The organism is uncultured Dialister sp., assembly GCF_900541605.1.
Taxonomy (GTDB): Bacteria; Bacillota; Negativicutes; order Veillonellales; family Dialisteraceae; genus Dialister.
In genome coordinates this window covers 1-16,159 of sequence record NZ_UQKJ01000036.1, presented here as the reverse complement: position 1 = coordinate 16,159, position 16,159 = coordinate 1, and the positions used below count along the sequence as shown (strand labels likewise).

Genomic DNA, 16,159 nt, shown 5'->3' with positions numbered 1-16,159 from the left:
CGTCATAGTCATTAATCTGAGAGATCTCTCGACTCATCGAAGCTGTAGCGATTTTTAACCGTATGTTCACATAGCATGCTGCCACCGCTCGAGATGACGATATTCGGTAAGTGTCAGATGGAGTAGCGGCGCAGCTGCTGAAAGCCTCCTTCCTCGGGAAGGAGGTGGCGCCGCAGGCGACGGAGGTTAGCTAATGGAAAGCGCCGCAGGCAAACCGGGTTTTCTAGCAGCTAGAAGCCTCCGCACAAATGACTCTATCCAGCAACATGCCAGACTGCAGATGCCCCATCCCCACTACAACGTAATGGTCCTCGTCATTTTGTCCATCCATTCTCCCTTTTTGTGGTCCCAGGTCTTGATGACGATTTTATCCCTGTAGAGATAGATGGAATTGGTCCATACCTGTTTGCCGTCCCAGGTGGGGTTGTAGACATCCAGGATTTTTCCGTGATAGTAGTTCACCTCATTATTGAAGGACGGCTGCGTGGGGGGCGTATGGGTATGGCCGGAAACCCAGAGTTTCACCTGGGGATTTGTGAGGAGCAGGAGGTCAATGGCCCCTGCGGGCTGGGCAAAGTTCCGGGGGCTTCCTACTTTGTCGTTGTAGGGAATGAGGGTATCCGAGAGCGGAGCGTGGTAAAAGATAATGGTGGGCTTCGACTGGTTTTCTTTCAGCGTCTTTGTGAGCCAGTCCAGTTCTTCTTTCGACATTTCCACGGGATACTTTCCCTTCGTATCTTCGGGAGACAGGAAAATGAGGAAGTACTTCCCCATTTCCTTTGTGCTGTGGAGAGGACCGAAGACTTTCTGGAAATTGTCTTCATGGGCCGCCCGGAGTGCGGGATCCGCCATGACGGGTTTCCCGTTTTTCAGTTCTTCCTTATAGAAGAGCTCATGGTTGCCGGCGATATAGACTTTATCCCCTGAGAAGCCATCCATGAAATTTTTGGCTTCCTTCATCTGGTCCATGGAGCCGTACTGGGCCACCATGTCCCCCGTAAATACGGTGAGGTCCACGTCTTTCCAGCCGTTTATGTCCTGCCGGGCCTTTTCCTTATTGTCCAGGATGGCCTGCCGTTTATCTTCAGCCGTCGCTTTCGTGGGATAATGGAGATCAGATACCACCACAATCCGTTCATAGTCCTTGCCGGACGAAGAAGCAGGAGCCCCACCGCAGCCGGCAAAGGCCAGGCAGCAGCAAGCGAGGGACAGGCAGAGAAGTTTACGAAACATGGGGAATTCCTTTCAAGGGAAAAATGTAAAAGCAGGGACCTTGAGATGACCAGCAGCTTCGCCGCGGATAGAGCTGCTGACGTGTAGAGTCATTCGCATGGGGCTCCTGGCTTCTAGCAGCTAGCTGTCAGGAAAACTGATTCGCCTGCGGCGCTTTCCTTCCGATATTCCCATCAGTCATTCGTGCCGTAGGCTGACCAGCTTTCCTGACAGCTAATAGCTAGAAGCCCCCGCACGAATGACTCTGCCCATTAGCAGTTCTATCCTTTCTCACAATCCGAAGATTTTCTTCATTCCCTTCAGCAAGGGATTCTTTGTGTGCTCCTTCCACTGGGAGGCAATGAAATCTTCCGGCTTCCGGAAGCCGATGCCGTAGGCGAAGTACATGGTGCGGCAGGATGTATTGATGAAGGCTGCGGTCTCCTGGATGAGGAAATTCCGGTCCCGTTCGGACAGGACAAAATCATCGGTATGGCAGAATTCATCAAGGAGCCCATTGATCCGATCTTCGAAATGCTCATCTTCCATGCGGTCTGTGATGTAGCTGGTGAAATTCGGGTAGTACCGGTACCAGGCCTTTTCATTTTTCGGGTCAAATATGGCCCACTGCCGCATGAACATATGCATCTTCAGGTACAGCCGCTGGGACAGGGGCAGGTCTTCCTCCCGCAGGAAATGGATGGCCTTTCCTGCCCGGATGAGCCGCACCATGGGCCGGCTTTTCAGGATACCCAGGTACACCGGATCCTTCAGCTTCCTGTCCTGCCACATATAGGAAGCAAAGAAGGAAACCATGAGGGCCCGGAAGAGAAGGTAATGGTAGAAGAACCGGGCGCCGCCGGGGGTCAGTTCTTTCCTGGCAATAAAGGGCGTCACTTCTGTGAGGGGCATGAGAATCTGGGCGCTTTCCACCACCAGACCTCCCTGCTCCATGCCCAGGTTTTCACAGATGCACTGCTTCAGAAGGAAGGGCAGCTCTGTCTTCGTGGTGTCATGGAACCGGGGATCACAGAATGAAAGGGCCTCCATGAAACGGTGGCTTTCTTCTTTCACCTTTTCCAGGTATCCCTTCGTTTCCTTTGTGAAATCGTCGGCCAGGGGAGAAAGATTTGTCCCGGTTTCCCCGGAAAGGAGGGACAGGAGAGGGATCACTTCCGCTCCGGTCATAGTAAAGGGCGGCCGGAATGGGAGCAGCGCCTTCCGCACCCCATCGAATTCTTCGCTGAAGGACCGGGTAATGTCAAAGTCCAGGTTATCCTTCATGGTGCTTTCGAGGAAGGGGTTCTGACGGCTGTCTTCCTTCACCACCAGGGATGCCAGCTCCAGCCGGAAATGGACGTACTTTCGGACGATGCTGTTCCTCACCTTCCTGCTCTCGGCGAAGGGAAGTCCCTTCTTCCGGAAAAGGGCAAACAGGGCCGCATCTATGGTGCTGCCGGTGTCAGTAAAACTCCGGCAGGCCAGGGGATAGAACCGGCGGCTCATGCGTTCCAAAAGGATCCGCGCAATCTGTATTTTCTGCTCTCCCATCTGTTCATCGTGCATGAAGGTCACCTTCCTTCGAGGAAAATGAAAGGAAATTTCTTTTATTATACACCAGAAACAGGTGGGAGTGGGTTAGCGGAAATGCATGAATAAGGGTCAGAGTCACGAGCCTTGAGCCTTTTGCCTTGAGCATTGAGCTGGTCAGCCTGCGGCAAAAAGGAAGAATTGAGATTTGAGGTAAGAGAATTGAGGTTCTGCCGCTTCGCGGCTATCCATCCCCCGGCCTTTGGCCGTCCCCCGTTTAGCTTAAAAGGAAGGCGCCTTAATGGGCAGGCTAAGCGCCTTATTTATGCCAAACTTGAATGTCCTATGCAGGACATTCATCTCCAAGGGGGAACGCTTTGGTGGATAGCGTCACTCTGCTGAAGACGTCAAACGGTCAGACTTCAGATGCCAGGCTCTTTAAGCCGCTTCGCGGCGGATTGGTATGCTGATGGTTGGAGTCACTCCCATGGGGCTTCTAACTTCCAGCTGTTAGCTGTCAGGAAGACTGATTCGCCTGCGGCGCTTCCCACCAAATATTTGGGAATACAGGACTTTTCAACCGTTGTCGGCATTGTAAGACCGTTAGAGGCATTTCTCTGAGAGATCTCTCGACTCTCTCTCACTTTCGATTTTTCTGTTTTCTATCATTACGGTACTTACCACCGCTCGAGATGACGATTTGGGTGCAGAGTCTACAGCAATTAATATCGATAATCGGTAAGATACCAAATTATATAACGCTCAGGTCAACGTCAATCATTAACACAAATATGCTTTAGATGACACTAGCGTTAATAAAGCAGGTTAGCCTGCGGCGCTTCCCACCAGATATTTCCGTCAGTCATTCGTGCCGTAGGCTGTAGAGCTTTCCTGACAGCTAAAAGCTAACAGCTAACAGCTAGCAGCCCCCGCTCGAATGACTCTATCCATCAGCAGCACGATAAAAGCACCGCCGAAGCGGTGCTTTTTTGTCTTTCTTATCCCTTATGGTGTTCAATGGCTGCTTTCACCAGTCCTACAAACAGGGGATGCGGACGGTTCGGGCGGCTCTTGAATTCCGGATGGGCCTGGGTAGCTTCGAAGTAGGGATGATCCTTCAGTTCGATGGTTTCTACGAGGCGGCCATCGGGGCTGGTGCCGCAGATGGAGAGACCTGCTTTTTCCAGTTCCGGACGGAGGGCATTGGATACTTCGTATCTATGACGATGACGTTCGTATACGATTTCCTGTCCGCCGTAAAGCTCCCGGGCTTTGGAGCCTTCTGCCAGTTTGCAGGGGTAAATGCCAAGGCGCATGGTGCCGCCTTTTTCAGTGACATCTTCCTGGTCTGGCATGAGGTCGATCACCGGATACGGAGTTTCTTCATCAAATTCTGTGGAGTTTGCGTCTTTCATGCCGCATACGTCACGGGCAAATTCGATGACCGCGCACTGCATGCCGAGGCACAGTCCCAGGAAGGGGACGCCGTTGGTCCGGGCATAGCGGATGGTGTCGATCTTGCCTTCCACGCCCCGGTAGCCGAAGCCTCCCGGTACTACGATGCCATCGATGCCTTTGAAGACTTCCCGGAGGTCCGGTTTTTCTTCTTCCAGTACTTCCGAATTGATCCAGTGGATCTTCACCTTCGTGCCGAAGGCGTAGCCTGCATGGGACAGGGCTTCTACCACGGAGAGGTAAGCATCGTGGAGTTCCACGTACTTGCCCACCAGGGCGATGTCCACTTCCTTGTCAGCGGAGAGGATGCGGTTCACCATGGCTTTCCAGTCCTTCATGTCGCAGGGGCTGTCATCGAGGCCCAGTTTTTCCAGGGCGATGCGGTCGAGGCCTTCTTCCTGGAGGAGGAGCGGCACTTCATAAATGCTTCTGGCGGTGAGGTTATTGATGACGGCTTCCGGTTCCACATCGCAGAAGAGGGCAATCTTTCTCTTCATGTCGTCCGGCAGGGCCTTCACCGTACGGCATACGATGATGTCCGGCTGGATGCCGATGGAACGGAGTTCCTTCACCGAGTGCTGGGTGGGCTTGGACTTCAGTTCGTCCGCTGCTTCGATGTAGGGTACCAGGGTGACGTGGATATAGAGTACGTCATTCCGATTCGGCACATCCTTCTTGACCTGGCGGATGGCTTCCAGGAATGGCAGGGATTCGATATCCCCTACGGTGCCGCCGATTTCGGTGATTACGATATCCGCATTGTCGTTGCGGCCGACCCGGAGGACCCGGTCCTTGATTTCATTCGTAATATGGGGGATGACCTGGATGGTGGAGCCCAGGTATTCGCCTTTTCTTTCCTTATTGATGACGGACTGGTAAATTTTGCCGGTGGTGACGTTGGAAGCCTTGGACAGGTTTTCATCGATGAACCGTTCATAGTGGCCAAGGTCCAGGTCCGTTTCAGCGCCGTCGTCGGTGACGAAGACTTCGCCGTGCTGGTAAGGACTCATGGTACCGGGGTCGATATTGATGTACGGATCAAATTTCTGGATGGTGACTTTGTATCCCCGGTTCTTCAGAAGTCTGCCGAGGGATGCGGCTGTAATGCCTTTGCCCAGGGAAGAAACAACGCCGCCGGTTACGAAGATGTATTTAGTCATGGGACCTCCTTATAAAATTAGGAATGAGGAATTAGGAATGAGGAATGGTGGTATGCCGCGTCAAATTATATGGCGGCAATTTTGTATCCATTTGCAGTGCTTTCTCAAAACAAATTGGTTACGAACTCTACTGGACAAGGAATCATAGATGAAACCAAGAATTAGGAATGAGGAATGGTGGTGCGGCGCACAAATTATATTGCACCGCAAACTTAAATATATCTCCATTATTCAGGCAGACTATATAGCTATTGGTCAGGAGCAAGGAATGGTCGTATGATGCGTCAATTCGTAGAATAGCATGCATTTAATAATTTTTCTGCCAATTTAAGAATCACTTAATCAGTACTTTGAAAAATTATTAAATTTCGCGGCGCTCTATGAATTGTGCGCCGCACCTTCATTCCTCATTCCTCATTAAAATCCGTTTAGTCATATAACATACAAGCCCTTATGGCTGCTACCTCACATGTGTTCCGGAGCGGAGATGCCGAGGATGGTGAGGGCATGGACCAGGATGTACTGTACCGCAGTGATGAGTCCCAGTCTTGCCTGGGTCAGGTTGTCCCCTACGCCGAGGATGCGGCATTCCCTGTAGAAATGGTGGAACAGGGCTGCCAGTTCATAGGCGTATTTCGCAATGCGCTGGGGTGCCCTTTCTGCTGCGGCCCCTGCCACGAGCTGGTGGTAATTTTCCATCTTTTTGATGAGGTCCAGTTCGCATTCTTCCTTCAGGGCTGTGAAATCGGTATTTTCAAACTTTCCATCCCATGCTACGCCGGCTTCCTTTGCCTGACGGAACAGGCTGTGGATACGGGCATTGGCATACTGGATGTAGTAGACAGGATTTTCATTGGAATGTTTCTTTGCCAGATCGATATCGAAGTCCATCTGGGAATCCAGGGTCCTGGCGCAGAAGAAGTAACGGGCTGCATCGGTACCTACTTCATCCATAAGTTCCCGCAGGGTCACGGCCTGGCCGGTACGCTTGGACATCTTCACCGGCTGTCCGTCCCGGAGGAGGGTCACCATTTGGAGAAGCATGACTTCGAAATCATCGGGGTTGTAGCCCAGGAATTTCATGGCCGTCTTCAGGCGGATAATGTATCCGTGATGGTCGGCGCCCCAGATATCGATGAGCTTGTTGTAGCCCCGGCGGATCTTATTGCCTACGTAGGCAATATCGGAGCAGAAGTAGGTGGGCACGCCATTGGTCCGGATGACCACACGGTCCTTGTCGTCGCCGTTCTTCGTGGTCCGGAGCCACAGGGCACCGTCCTTTTCATACATATTGTCTTCGTCTTTCAGCACCTTCAGGGCTGCATTTACCTGGTCCGGGTACAGGGATTTTTCGGAGAACCAGTTATCAAAGTCCACGTTGAAGTCGTGGAGGTCTTTCTTCAGGGCTGCCAGCTTTTCCTTCAGTCCCAGTTCCTTGAAAATGGAAAGCCGTTCCTTTTCATCCATGTCCAGGTATTTCTTGCCGTCCTTTTCCATGATATGCCGGGCGGTGTCGATGATGTCCTGGCCGTGGTAGCCATCTTCCGGGATTTCCGCATCGATACCGTTCAGCTGGAGGTACCGGGCGTTGATGGATTCTGCCAGGTGGTCGATCTGGTTGCCTGCATCGTTCACGTAGTATTCGGAGAATACGTCATATCCCGCTGCCCGGAGCAGGTTCACCAGGGCAGAGCCGTAGGCGGCTCCCCGGGCATGACCGATATGGAGGGGCCCGGTGGGGTTGGCGGAAACGTATTCCACCAGGAACCGGTCTTTCTGTGTCTTCGGCAGGTCTCCGTAGGAAGGACCAGCGGCCAGGATATTCTTCAGTTCCTGGTACACCGTATCCCGGGCCAGGAAGAAATTGATAAATCCGGCGCCCGCAATATCCATACGGGTAACCAGGGGGGTATCAATATGTTTCACCACGGCCGCAGCAATCTGCCGGGGTGCTTTGTGGGCTGTCCTTGCCCACTGCATGGCGGCATTGGTGGAATAATCGCCGAATTCCTTTTCCTTCGGCACTTCCAGCCGCTGTACAGGAGCGTAGTCGCCTTCCGGCAGTTCGCCGGCTGCCACTGCCGCATCCTTTGCTTTTTCAATGATTTCTTTCAGTTCTTCTCTGACTTCCATGAATACTCCGGATCCTCCCGCACATCTACAATAATTTCATTCAAATGGGTAAAGAGACCTTCCAGTTCCACATCGTAGGACAGGCGCATGCGCCCGTTCCCGGCGGTGATGGAATTTTCGATTTCCCTCGTCACCACGGTGACTTTCAGGACGCCCATGGGGGTCTCATACCTGGATACTGACTTCTTCCCCATCCGGTATTCCTGGTTCTGCAGGAAATTTCCTTCCCGGATCAGGTTCACATGGTCTCCATACATGCGAAGGGTGGTGGTGGTGCCTTCCATGCCGGCCAGCTTCGTTTCCTGGTACGTGACGTACTTCATGTCCCCCTCTTCTCCGTAAATGCCCGGAGTTTCCAGGGAAATTTTCTCGTCCTTCCCGTTCTCGTCCCGCTGCAGCGAGGTCACACTGATAATGACATGTTTTTCCAACCGCTCGCCTCCCTGCTTCCGGAGAAACGCACTGCGTTTTCCCCAATATTACTTTTCATTATATCATAGAAATCCCCTTTTTCTCGGTGGAAATCCATGAAAATACAATACTGTTAATTATAGCACGGAAGAGAAGAAGGGGGCAAGGAAATAGTAGATTCCTGTGCTTGCGGATAGAGTCATTCGAGCGGGGCTTTTAGCTATTAGCGGCTAGCTTTCAGGAAAACTGACCAGCCTGCGGCGCATTGGCATGCTGATGGTTAGAGTTATAGCCTTGAGTGGATCAGCCTGCGGCGGGAATCAGACATGTCTGAATAGCGGTCGGTCCATCCGGAGACATCAGGTGGGCAGACGGTCAGACGGCAGACTCCTTCTGCCGCTTCGCGGTGAAATACCTCGGTCTCAATCTCAGCCTCGTTCTTTATTCTCCCTCTTCCCTTTGAAAACCTCTGTGTCCCCAAAAGCAAGAAAGATTTCTCCACTCCTCTATGCTTTAGCGATTTTTGCCGGTATATTCACACCTCCCCTTACCACCGGTTGAAATGACGGGTTTATATGGGCCGCATTACGGTGGAATATGTTGATCTCGATCTCATCCCCGATCTTTCCTGTGCAGCGGCTGACCGGCTTTCCTGATTGCCAGCAGCTAGAAGCTAGAAGCCCCACTCGAATGACTCTATCCTTCAGCGCCCCAACCCCATCATATAAAAGAGCCATCCTTGACGGGTAGCTCTCTTTATTTATTTTTACTATATATACCCTATAGGCTTACTTGGCCTTCGATGCCAGTCTCCGGGCTTTGTAGGCTTTCAGTTTCGCATCCCGGATGGTAAGGTGGTTGAAGTACTTCTTCGTCTCCGCCGTGATGACGCCGGACAGGCCCAAAAGGGCAATGAGGTTCGGGATGGCCATGAGGCCGTTCACGATATCCGCCAGGGACCAGATGGCTTCCAGTTTGAGGAAAACGGCGGATGCCAGGATGATGATGTAGCCGATACGGTAAATGGGAATGGTCTTTGTACCGAAGAGGTATTCCCAGCACCGTTCACCGTAGTAGTTCCAGCCGATGATGGTGGTGAAGGCGAAGAGGGTAAGGGAAATGGTAAGAATGAAGGGCGCCAGGCTTCCGTAGGTGGTAGCGAAGGCAGCCTGTGTCATTTCCGCACCGTTGGTGGTGCCGGTCCATACGCCGGATACGATAATGGTGAGTCCGGTGAGTGTGCAGATGATGATGGTATCGATGAAGGTACCGGTCATGGAAATCAGTCCCTGTTCCGCCGGCCACTTGGTCTTGGCAGCAGCCGCTACGATAGGCGCGGAGCCCAGGCCGGATTCATTGGAATAAAGACCCCGGGCAATGCCGCTCCGGAGAGTCAGCATGATGCCGGCTCCTGCAAAGCCGCCGGCTGCGGCGGTACCATTGAAGGCACCGGTCAGCACTTCCGATATCGCATGGGGCAGTTCAGAGGCATTGAGTGCAAGGAAAATAACGGTAACGACAAAGTAAATGACAGCCATCGCCGGCACGATTTTAGAAGCGGTCTTGGAAATGGACTGCAGTCCGCCGAAGGTGATAATGGCCACAAGAATGGTGATGATGGCGCAGGAAATATAGGTGGATACGCCGAAGCCCGCATAGATGGAAGAGGTAATGGCATTCATCTGGGTGGTGGTGCCGCTGCCCAGCATGGCGGTCATAATACCGAAGAGAGCAAAGGCCACAGCCAGTGGTTTCCATTTCTTGCCGAGCCCCATTTCGATGTAGTACATAGGACCACCGGCGATGTTGCCGTCCGCATCTACCTGCCGGAATTTCACGGCCAGGCAGCCTTCGGAGAACTTGGTAGCCATGCCGAAGAATGCGGCCAGCCACATCCAGAACAGGGCACCCGGGCCGCCGAGCTTGATGGCCGTTGCTACGCCTACAATGTTACCGGTACCTACCGTAGCAGCCAGTGCCGTACAGAGGGCCTTAAAGGAATCGATATCGCCGTCCCCCTTATTCCGGGCAAAGAATATGAGTTTCAGAGCCCTCGGCAGTTTCATGACCTGCAGGAATCCCAGCCGGCAGGACAGGTATACCCCGGTGCCCACCAGCAGAATCAGGAGCCATGGCCCCCATACGATGCTGTCAATCTGATTCAATACATCTACTAACATATACATTCCTCCCATCTTCCCGGATCTTTTCCCTTCTCCAAAAGATCCTCTACCAGGTGGTAAAGAGGACAGCCATGGTCCTGGCTGCCAGGGAATCGCTGATGCAGCTCTTTACTTTCCAGCCATCAGCCATTCCCTGGAACCGGGACAGGAGAGACTCTCCTCTTTTCCCGCCAAAAAACCGCCGGCCCTGAAAAACAAAACAGAGCCGGCGGTCATTGATTTTCAATCACCGCTCGGCTCTGTCCTTTTGCCTGAGAGATTACAGCCGGGGAATTCCCCTGCCTGTGCACCTTCGGCGCCCGGGAACGGCCCGGGGCTCTCCAGAGTTCTGTCCGCATGCAGTTTCGTGTTCTTTCGAACGCCTGATAGTGTTACTCCTTCGGCAGGCCCATGAATCCGGCCTTTTTCCGCATGCATCATCCACTTATGAAGTTAAGGTTATTATAAACTAACCTTTTGAAATAAACAATAGCCTTCTATGATTAGTTTATGATAAAAAGTATATACTTATCAATCCTTTTCCGTAGCATTCACGGTGACTGCCACAGCCGCATCGCCGGTGATATTGAGGCAGGTACGGAACATATCGAGCACCCTGTCTATGCCGGCTACCAGGGCCAGCCCTTCCATAGGAAGGCCTACGGACTGGAGTACCATGGCCAGCATGATGAGCCCTGCGCCGGGGACGCCGGCGGTGCCGATGGATGCCAGGGTACCGGTGAGTACGATCATCATCATCTGGTGGGCCGTGAGGTCAATACCAAAGACATTGGCAATGAACAGGGAGCAGATGCCCATGTACAGGGCGGTGCCATCCATATTGATGGTGGCGCCCAGGGGCAGTACGAAGGAAGCGATATCTCGTTTCACGCCCAGTTTCGTCTGCACATTCTGCATGTTTACCGGAAGGGTGCCGGCGGAGCTGCAGGTGGTGAAAGCGATGGCCATGGCTTCCGACATGCCCCGGAAGAACGTAATGGGGCTCATGTGGGCAGATACACCGGCCAGGGAAGAATAGACACAGACCGCATGGATGACGCTGCCGATGGCCATGCAGAGGATGACCGACAGAAGCGGCAGAAGTACCTTCGGGCCATTCTGGACCACCACCGGAAGGAGGAGGCAGAATACGCCGATGGGCGCTGTCTTCATGACCATGCCGATGATCTTGTAGCAGACTTCTGCGCAGGAATCAAAGAAGGAAATCTGGATTTCCGCCCGCTTCCCGCCGACTGCAATGATACCGGCGCCCCAGAACAGGGCAAAGATAATGACCGGCAGGATGTCCGCCTTCGCCATGGAAGCGATAGGATTGGCCGGGACCATGTTTACAAAGACCTGCATAATGCTGGGCGCTTCTTTCACCTTCGGTGCCGCTGCATCCATGGGCATAGACATGCCGATACCGGGATGGATGAAGCCCGCCACTACGAAGCCGATGACGATGGCAATGGCCGTTGTCACCAGGTAAAGGCACAGGGTCTTGATACCAATGCGTCCCAGTTTCTTCATATCCCCCATGGAGGTCATGCCTACCACCAGGGAACAGAAAACGACGGGGACAATCATCATTTTGATGAGGTTAATAAAGATGGAGCCGATAGGGGCGATCCACATTTTCACCGGAGCCGCCGCTCCGTCTCCCAGGACCAGTCCCACAACCACGGACAGGACCAGGGAAATAAAAATTTGCACAGACAGATTCATATCTTGCCCTCCCTTGAAATACACCCAAAGTGTTTATTTTATTATAGTATATTCATAGCAAATAACCAATAGTTTTACTGAAGTATCCATACAATTCTATATATATCAAAATCAAATAATCAATAAATTATGGTAAGTATAACGTCTGAATTATAATTCATGAAAATGGTGTATTTTGGTTATCAATAGAAAGAAGCCTAAAAGATAGAGTTGAGATTTGAGATTTGAGAGTTGAGAGTTGAGGTTCCACGGCTTAGCCGCTGGTTAGCATACTGGCGGATAGAGTCATTCGCGTGGAGCTTCTAGGGAAGCACTGATTAAATCGTTGTCAGATTTTATTCTTGGATTTTTATGCAATGCGAGGAATAACTCGACGCGAATAGCGAGCTATTTAAGGAGAGTTATGACGAAGCAGTGCATAAAAATCCTTATAAAATCTGACTCTGCGAATTAATCAGCGCTTCCCTAGCTGCTAGCTGTTAGCTTTCAGGAAAGCTGATCAGCCGCTATGCGGCAATCCATCCTGCGGCGATTGTGCGGTCGACCGGCGTGTGAACGGATGGGGCCTTGAGATTGCCAGCCGCTTCGCGGCAAATGTACCACCTCAGTCGCCTGCGGTTAACTGATTCTTATCATTTGCGGCGCCCAATCATTTTGATGCACCGCGCCGCCATTCCTCATTCCTCATTTCTCATTAAGCAGTCAAAAGTTTCTCGGAAAATATGTGGCTGGGAACAGGCCCACTCAAAAACGGCATCCCGGAGGATGCCGTTTCAGGTAAGGGAAAATCAGATTCTTGCAGAATCATCAGCAGCTTCTGCAGCGACTGCTTTTTTTGCTGCTTTTTCCTTCTGGATGACTTTCTGGAAGGAGAAGACTTCTTCTTTAATAACCGGGGAAAGAACGAGGATGGAAATCAGGTTCGGGATAGCCATGAGGGCATTGGCAATATCGGAAAGGTTCCATACCAGGTCCAGGGTCTGGGTGGCGCCTACGAAGACCACCAGGGAGAAGACTACCCGGTAAATGATGTTGTACTTATGGGTGCCCCAGAGGTATTCCCAGGCTTTTTCGCCGTTGTATTCCCAGCCGAGGATGGTGGAGTAAGCGAAGAGAATGATGCCGATGGAAACGATGTAGGTGCCGAGAGTTCCCAGATGGGTGGAGAAGGCAGCCATGGTAAGACCTACACCGGTAAGCGGCTTGCCGTCAGCACCCAGTGTGCCGAGGACGCCGGAAGAAGCAATGGTGAGGCCGGTGATGGAGCATACGATGATGGTATCGATGAAGGTACCGGTCATGGAAATGTAACCCTGACGGGCCGGACGGTCCGTGGTGGAAGCAGCTGCAGAAATAGCTGCGGAGCCGAGGCCGGCTTCGTTGGAGAAGCAGCCGCGGGCTACGCCGAAACGAACCGCATTCATGACGGAAACGGTAATGGTACCCACAACGCCGCCTTCTACAGCGGAAGGATCAAAGGCCATCATAATGATGAGGTAGAGGCCGTGAGGAATGTTCTCATAGTTAATAGCGATGCAGGCCAGGCCGGCGAGGATATAGAAAGCAGCCATGCCAGGAACTACAACGGAAGAAACTTTGGAAATGGAAGTGATGCCGCCTACGATGACTGCCAGGGTCATAACGGTGAGTACCGCGCCTACCACGGTGTTCGATACGCCGAAGGTGGTATTGATGGCAGTACTGATGGAGTTCGCCTGGGTCATATTGCCGATGCCGAAGGAGGCAATGACGGCGAAGAAAGCAAAGAGTGTGCCCATGATGACACCGGCTCTATGGTTCTTGAAGCCGTTCTTCATGGTGAACATGGGGCCGCCTTTCATTTCGCCCTTCGCATTCACTTCCCGGTACTTGAAGCCCAGCATGCATTCAGAGAATTTCGTGGACAGTCCGAAGCAGGCGGACAGCCACATCCATACCAGGGCACCGGGGCCGCCGGCAAACATGGCCGTTGCCACGCCGACGATGTTACCGGTACCGATGGTAGCAGCCAATGCTGTCATGAGAGCAGAGAAAGGAGATACGTCGCCGCTTCCCTTGGAAGTGGTCCGGGAATCGTGGCAGAAGACGCTCTTTAATGCGTAAGGCAGGTTCCGCCAGGTGAGAAAATGAAGGCTTACGGTCATATAAATGCCCGTGCCCACGAGAAGGCAAAGCATGACAGGTCCCCATACGAACCCGTCAATGGTACCTACAAGTTGATTGATTGCCGCCATGTCCATAATCATGTCTCCCTTGTTTCCCGTACTTGTTCTTATAAACAAAAAACCGCCGCACTCAGCCTTACTAGGACTGATGCTGGCGTTTACTTGTAACAGAAAACACGGGAGTTACCCATGTGCCAGCCCTGTCCTTTTGCCTGAGAGATTCGAGATTTCTACGGGTGAAATCCCTTTACACCTTCGGCTCCCAATTGAATGGGACTCTCCAGAGTTGTGTCCGTATGCAGTTTCGTGTTCTCCTGAACGCCTGATAGTGTTACTCCTTCGGCAGACAGCCCTGTGACTGTCATTTTTCAGCATACATCATCCACCGGTATGGTATGGTTTCCCATACATTTCTCCATCACTTCCGCTTTGTCTGAATTCCCACGGAAAAATGATTTAACCAAATTATACACTGATTCAGAAAAATTGCAATATGTTTATTTATATCTGTTTTTCATGGATTTCCTCTCTTTTTATCCATTTTACGCATAGATGAAGGAGGGAAGGACTCAGCCGCTTGGGGCTAAGATTTGAGAATTGAGAGTTGAGAGTTGAGGTCCCGCGGCTGCGCCGCTGGTCAGCATACTGGCGGGCAGTGTCATCAGCACGGAGTCTCTAGCCTCCAGCAGTTTGGAAAACTGATCAGCCTGCGGTACTTTCCAACGGTTATTTCCGCCTGTTATTTATTCCATAGGCCGTTGAGCCTTTCCGGAAGCCAGCAGCTGGAAGCGGGAGACCCCTGCAGGAGCAATTCTATCCATCAGAATCAGAAGGTCCGTACAAACTCGCGGCGCCATATCATTTGATGCGCCGCACCACCATTCCTCATTCCTAATTCCTCATTCCTAATTCCCAGCTATCGTCCAGAACTTTCGCAGCTAAAATGGGAATTCTACCAACGTTTGCCCTCCCCCTTACATAGTTTTTACATTTCTGTTACAATAGGTTAAATAAAAAATAAACGGCTTGATTGATATACACATTACGTGAGGACAGACATATGGATGAATACAAAACCCAGCGCCTGGCGGAGGCGGTGATCCGGGAAAACCCGAGCCGCCGGATCCTTGATTTCGCCATGGACGGAGAGAAATACTGGATCAAGCGGAAACTGGGCAATGGCCGGAACCAGCTGGTCAAATATTCGGTGGAAAAGGAATTCTACTATGAAATCGCCCGCATCACCATTGCCGGGGAAAAGCACCCGGAACTGGTACCGAAAATCGTACTGCTGGAACCGACCTACATGGTCACCCTGGACGGGGGACCTACCCTGAAGAATATTCTTACTTCCAAACGAAGGGAAGAAGAGAAAGAAGAAATTCTGGAACAGACCGGTGCTGCCCTGGCCGCCCTGCACAGGGATGACATCATTCACGGCCGCCCGGCGCTTCGGGATATCACATTTCGGGACGGCAAGCTCACGTTCCTGGACTGGGAAAACCGGCTGTACGTGAAGGACCGGAAAGAGCAGAAGGCAGTGGACTTTCTCCTGCTTCTCCAGGGGATTTACCGGGAGAATTTCGATGAGGAAAAAGGGCGCATCGATGCTTTGGAACGGGGATATTTCGAGAATGGCGGTAAGGAAACCATCGAAGAGGCCCGGCACTTCCTCACCCGCCACCGTGTCGTGGGCTCCCTCACCCATTTCCTCTCTCCTTTCCGGATGAAGGATATCGAGTCCGTCAGAAAACTGTATGACCATTTTGCCTGAGAAAAGACTGCGAAAGCAGTCTTTTTACAGTCAGGAATGAGGAGTTAGGAATGAGGAATGAGGAGTGGTGGTGGCGGCGCACAAAGTTTAAAAGCGCCGCCATTTTTAAATTTACTTTGCTGATGCTTTTTGAAAATATTTTTATTCCGGCTTATTTCCTGTTTCACTTTTATGAAGGAAATCCTCGTAAAACAGGTAAGGAATATATTTTTACCCTTTCCCAGCAAACTATAATACGCAATACAAGTGATAAACTATATCTAAAATTTGCGGCGCTATATGAATTATGCGCCGCTACCTGAACTGGCCCCCTTGTCAAGGACACAATTAAAAGTGTAGTTCGGACCCCATAGGGGGGGCACACGCTCACGTTTCCCTTGAGACTACCACGCATTGGTGCCATTATAGGCGCCTGTGCAGGTTTGCCTC

General features: G+C 51.9%; 11 protein-coding genes and 2 riboswitches. Of the genes, 2 read left to right on the top strand and 9 right to left on the bottom strand.

What is annotated here, in order from left to right:
* Window positions 1-294: 294 nt before the first annotated feature.
* The 9 genes from QZR21_RS04020 to QZR21_RS03980 all read right to left on the bottom strand — a co-directional run bounded on the left by QZR21_RS04020 (window position 295) and on the right by QZR21_RS03980 (window position 14,031).
* Window positions 295-1,233, bottom strand: a complete 939-nt coding sequence (locus QZR21_RS04020; protein ID WP_296973897.1) for a metallophosphoesterase — start codon at window positions 1,231-1,233, stop codon at window positions 295-297.
* Between the two features lie 270 nt (window positions 1,234-1,503).
* Window positions 1,504-2,778, bottom strand: coding sequence for a hypothetical protein (locus QZR21_RS04015; RefSeq protein ID WP_296098753.1), 1,275 nt, complete (start codon window positions 2,776-2,778; stop codon window positions 1,504-1,506).
* A gap of 962 nt (window positions 2,779-3,740) precedes the next feature.
* The gene (locus tag QZR21_RS04010; protein WP_296098751.1) at window positions 3,741-5,357 is read right to left on the bottom strand and encodes a CTP synthase; all 1,617 of its coding nucleotides are present in this window, start codon (window positions 5,355-5,357) and stop codon (window positions 3,741-3,743) included.
* A gap of 465 nt (window positions 5,358-5,822) precedes the next feature.
* Window positions 5,823-7,490, bottom strand: coding sequence for an arginine--tRNA ligase (argS, locus tag QZR21_RS04005; RefSeq protein WP_296098744.1), 1,668 nt, complete (start codon window positions 7,488-7,490; stop codon window positions 5,823-5,825).
* A complete protein-coding gene (locus QZR21_RS04000) occupies window positions 7,469-7,921 on the bottom strand; it encodes a DUF1934 domain-containing protein (protein ID WP_296098741.1) in 453 nt (150 codons plus the stop codon). Before QZR21_RS04000 ends, argS begins: the two co-directional genes overlap by 22 nt.
* Before the next feature lie 768 nt (window positions 7,922-8,689).
* Window positions 8,690-10,081 (bottom strand): sodium:alanine symporter family protein, encoded by a 1,392-nt coding sequence (locus tag QZR21_RS03995; protein ID WP_296098739.1) that lies wholly within the window; start codon window positions 10,079-10,081, stop codon window positions 8,690-8,692.
* A 49-nt stretch (window positions 10,082-10,130) separates the two neighbouring features.
* Window positions 10,131-10,310 carry a hypothetical protein gene (locus tag QZR21_RS03990; protein ID WP_296098736.1) on the bottom strand — a complete coding sequence of 60 codons (180 nt, stop codon included), beginning with the start codon at window positions 10,308-10,310 and terminating at the stop codon, window positions 10,131-10,133.
* A 3-nt stretch (window positions 10,311-10,313) separates the two neighbouring features.
* A riboswitch (glycine riboswitch) is annotated at window positions 10,314-10,418 on the bottom strand.
* 176 nt (window positions 10,419-10,594) lie between these two features.
* Window positions 10,595-11,791: a dicarboxylate/amino acid:cation symporter gene (locus QZR21_RS03985; protein ID WP_296098734.1), complete on the bottom strand. Its 1,197-nt coding sequence runs from the start codon at window positions 11,789-11,791 to the stop codon at window positions 10,595-10,597.
* Window positions 11,792-12,579: 788 nt separating this feature from the next.
* Window positions 12,580-14,031, bottom strand: coding sequence for a sodium:alanine symporter family protein (locus QZR21_RS03980; RefSeq protein WP_296098732.1), 1,452 nt, complete (start codon window positions 14,029-14,031; stop codon window positions 12,580-12,582).
* Window positions 14,032-14,146: 115 nt separating this feature from the next.
* A riboswitch (glycine riboswitch) is annotated at window positions 14,147-14,250 on the bottom strand.
* A 766-nt stretch (window positions 14,251-15,016) separates the two neighbouring features.
* Here QZR21_RS03980 and QZR21_RS03975 point away from each other — a divergent pair.
* Both QZR21_RS03975 and QZR21_RS03970 read left to right on the top strand, forming a co-directional pair.
* Window positions 15,017-15,730, top strand: coding sequence for a hypothetical protein (locus QZR21_RS03975; protein WP_296973889.1), 714 nt, complete (start codon window positions 15,017-15,019; stop codon window positions 15,728-15,730).
* Between the two features lie 50 nt (window positions 15,731-15,780).
* Entirely contained in the window at window positions 15,781-16,032 is a 252-nt protein-coding gene (locus QZR21_RS03970) for a hypothetical protein (protein ID WP_296973887.1), read from the top strand.
* Window positions 16,033-16,159 lie beyond the last annotated feature (127 nt).

What these genes read in the sequence shown, in the direction of transcription:
- QZR21_RS04020 (WP_296973897.1), bottom strand. Translation starts at nt 1,233, where the DNA reads ATGTTTCGTAAACTTCTCTGCCTGTCCCTCGCTTGCTGCTGCCTGGCC.
- QZR21_RS04015 (WP_296098753.1), bottom strand. Translation starts at nt 2,778, where the DNA reads ATGCACGATGAACAGATGGGAGAGCAGAAAATACAGATTGCGCGGATC.
- QZR21_RS04010 (WP_296098751.1), bottom strand. Translation starts at nt 5,357, where the DNA reads ATGACTAAATACATCTTCGTAACCGGCGGCGTTGTTTCTTCCCTGGGC.
- argS (WP_296098744.1), bottom strand. Translation starts at nt 7,490, where the DNA reads ATGGAAGTCAGAGAAGAACTGAAAGAAATCATTGAAAAAGCAAAGGAT.
- QZR21_RS03995 (WP_296098739.1), bottom strand. Translation starts at nt 10,081, where the DNA reads ATGTTAGTAGATGTATTGAATCAGATTGACAGCATCGTATGGGGGCCA.
- QZR21_RS03985 (WP_296098734.1), bottom strand. Translation starts at nt 11,791, where the DNA reads ATGAATCTGTCTGTGCAAATTTTTATTTCCCTGGTCCTGTCCGTGGTT.
- QZR21_RS03980 (WP_296098732.1), bottom strand. Translation starts at nt 14,031, where the DNA reads ATGGACATGGCGGCAATCAATCAACTTGTAGGTACCATTGACGGGTTC.
- QZR21_RS03975 (WP_296973889.1), top strand. Translation starts at nt 15,017, where the DNA reads ATGGATGAATACAAAACCCAGCGCCTGGCGGAGGCGGTGATCCGGGAA.
- QZR21_RS03970 (WP_296973887.1), top strand. Translation starts at nt 15,781, where the DNA reads ATGAGGAATGAGGAGTGGTGGTGGCGGCGCACAAAGTTTAAAAGCGCC.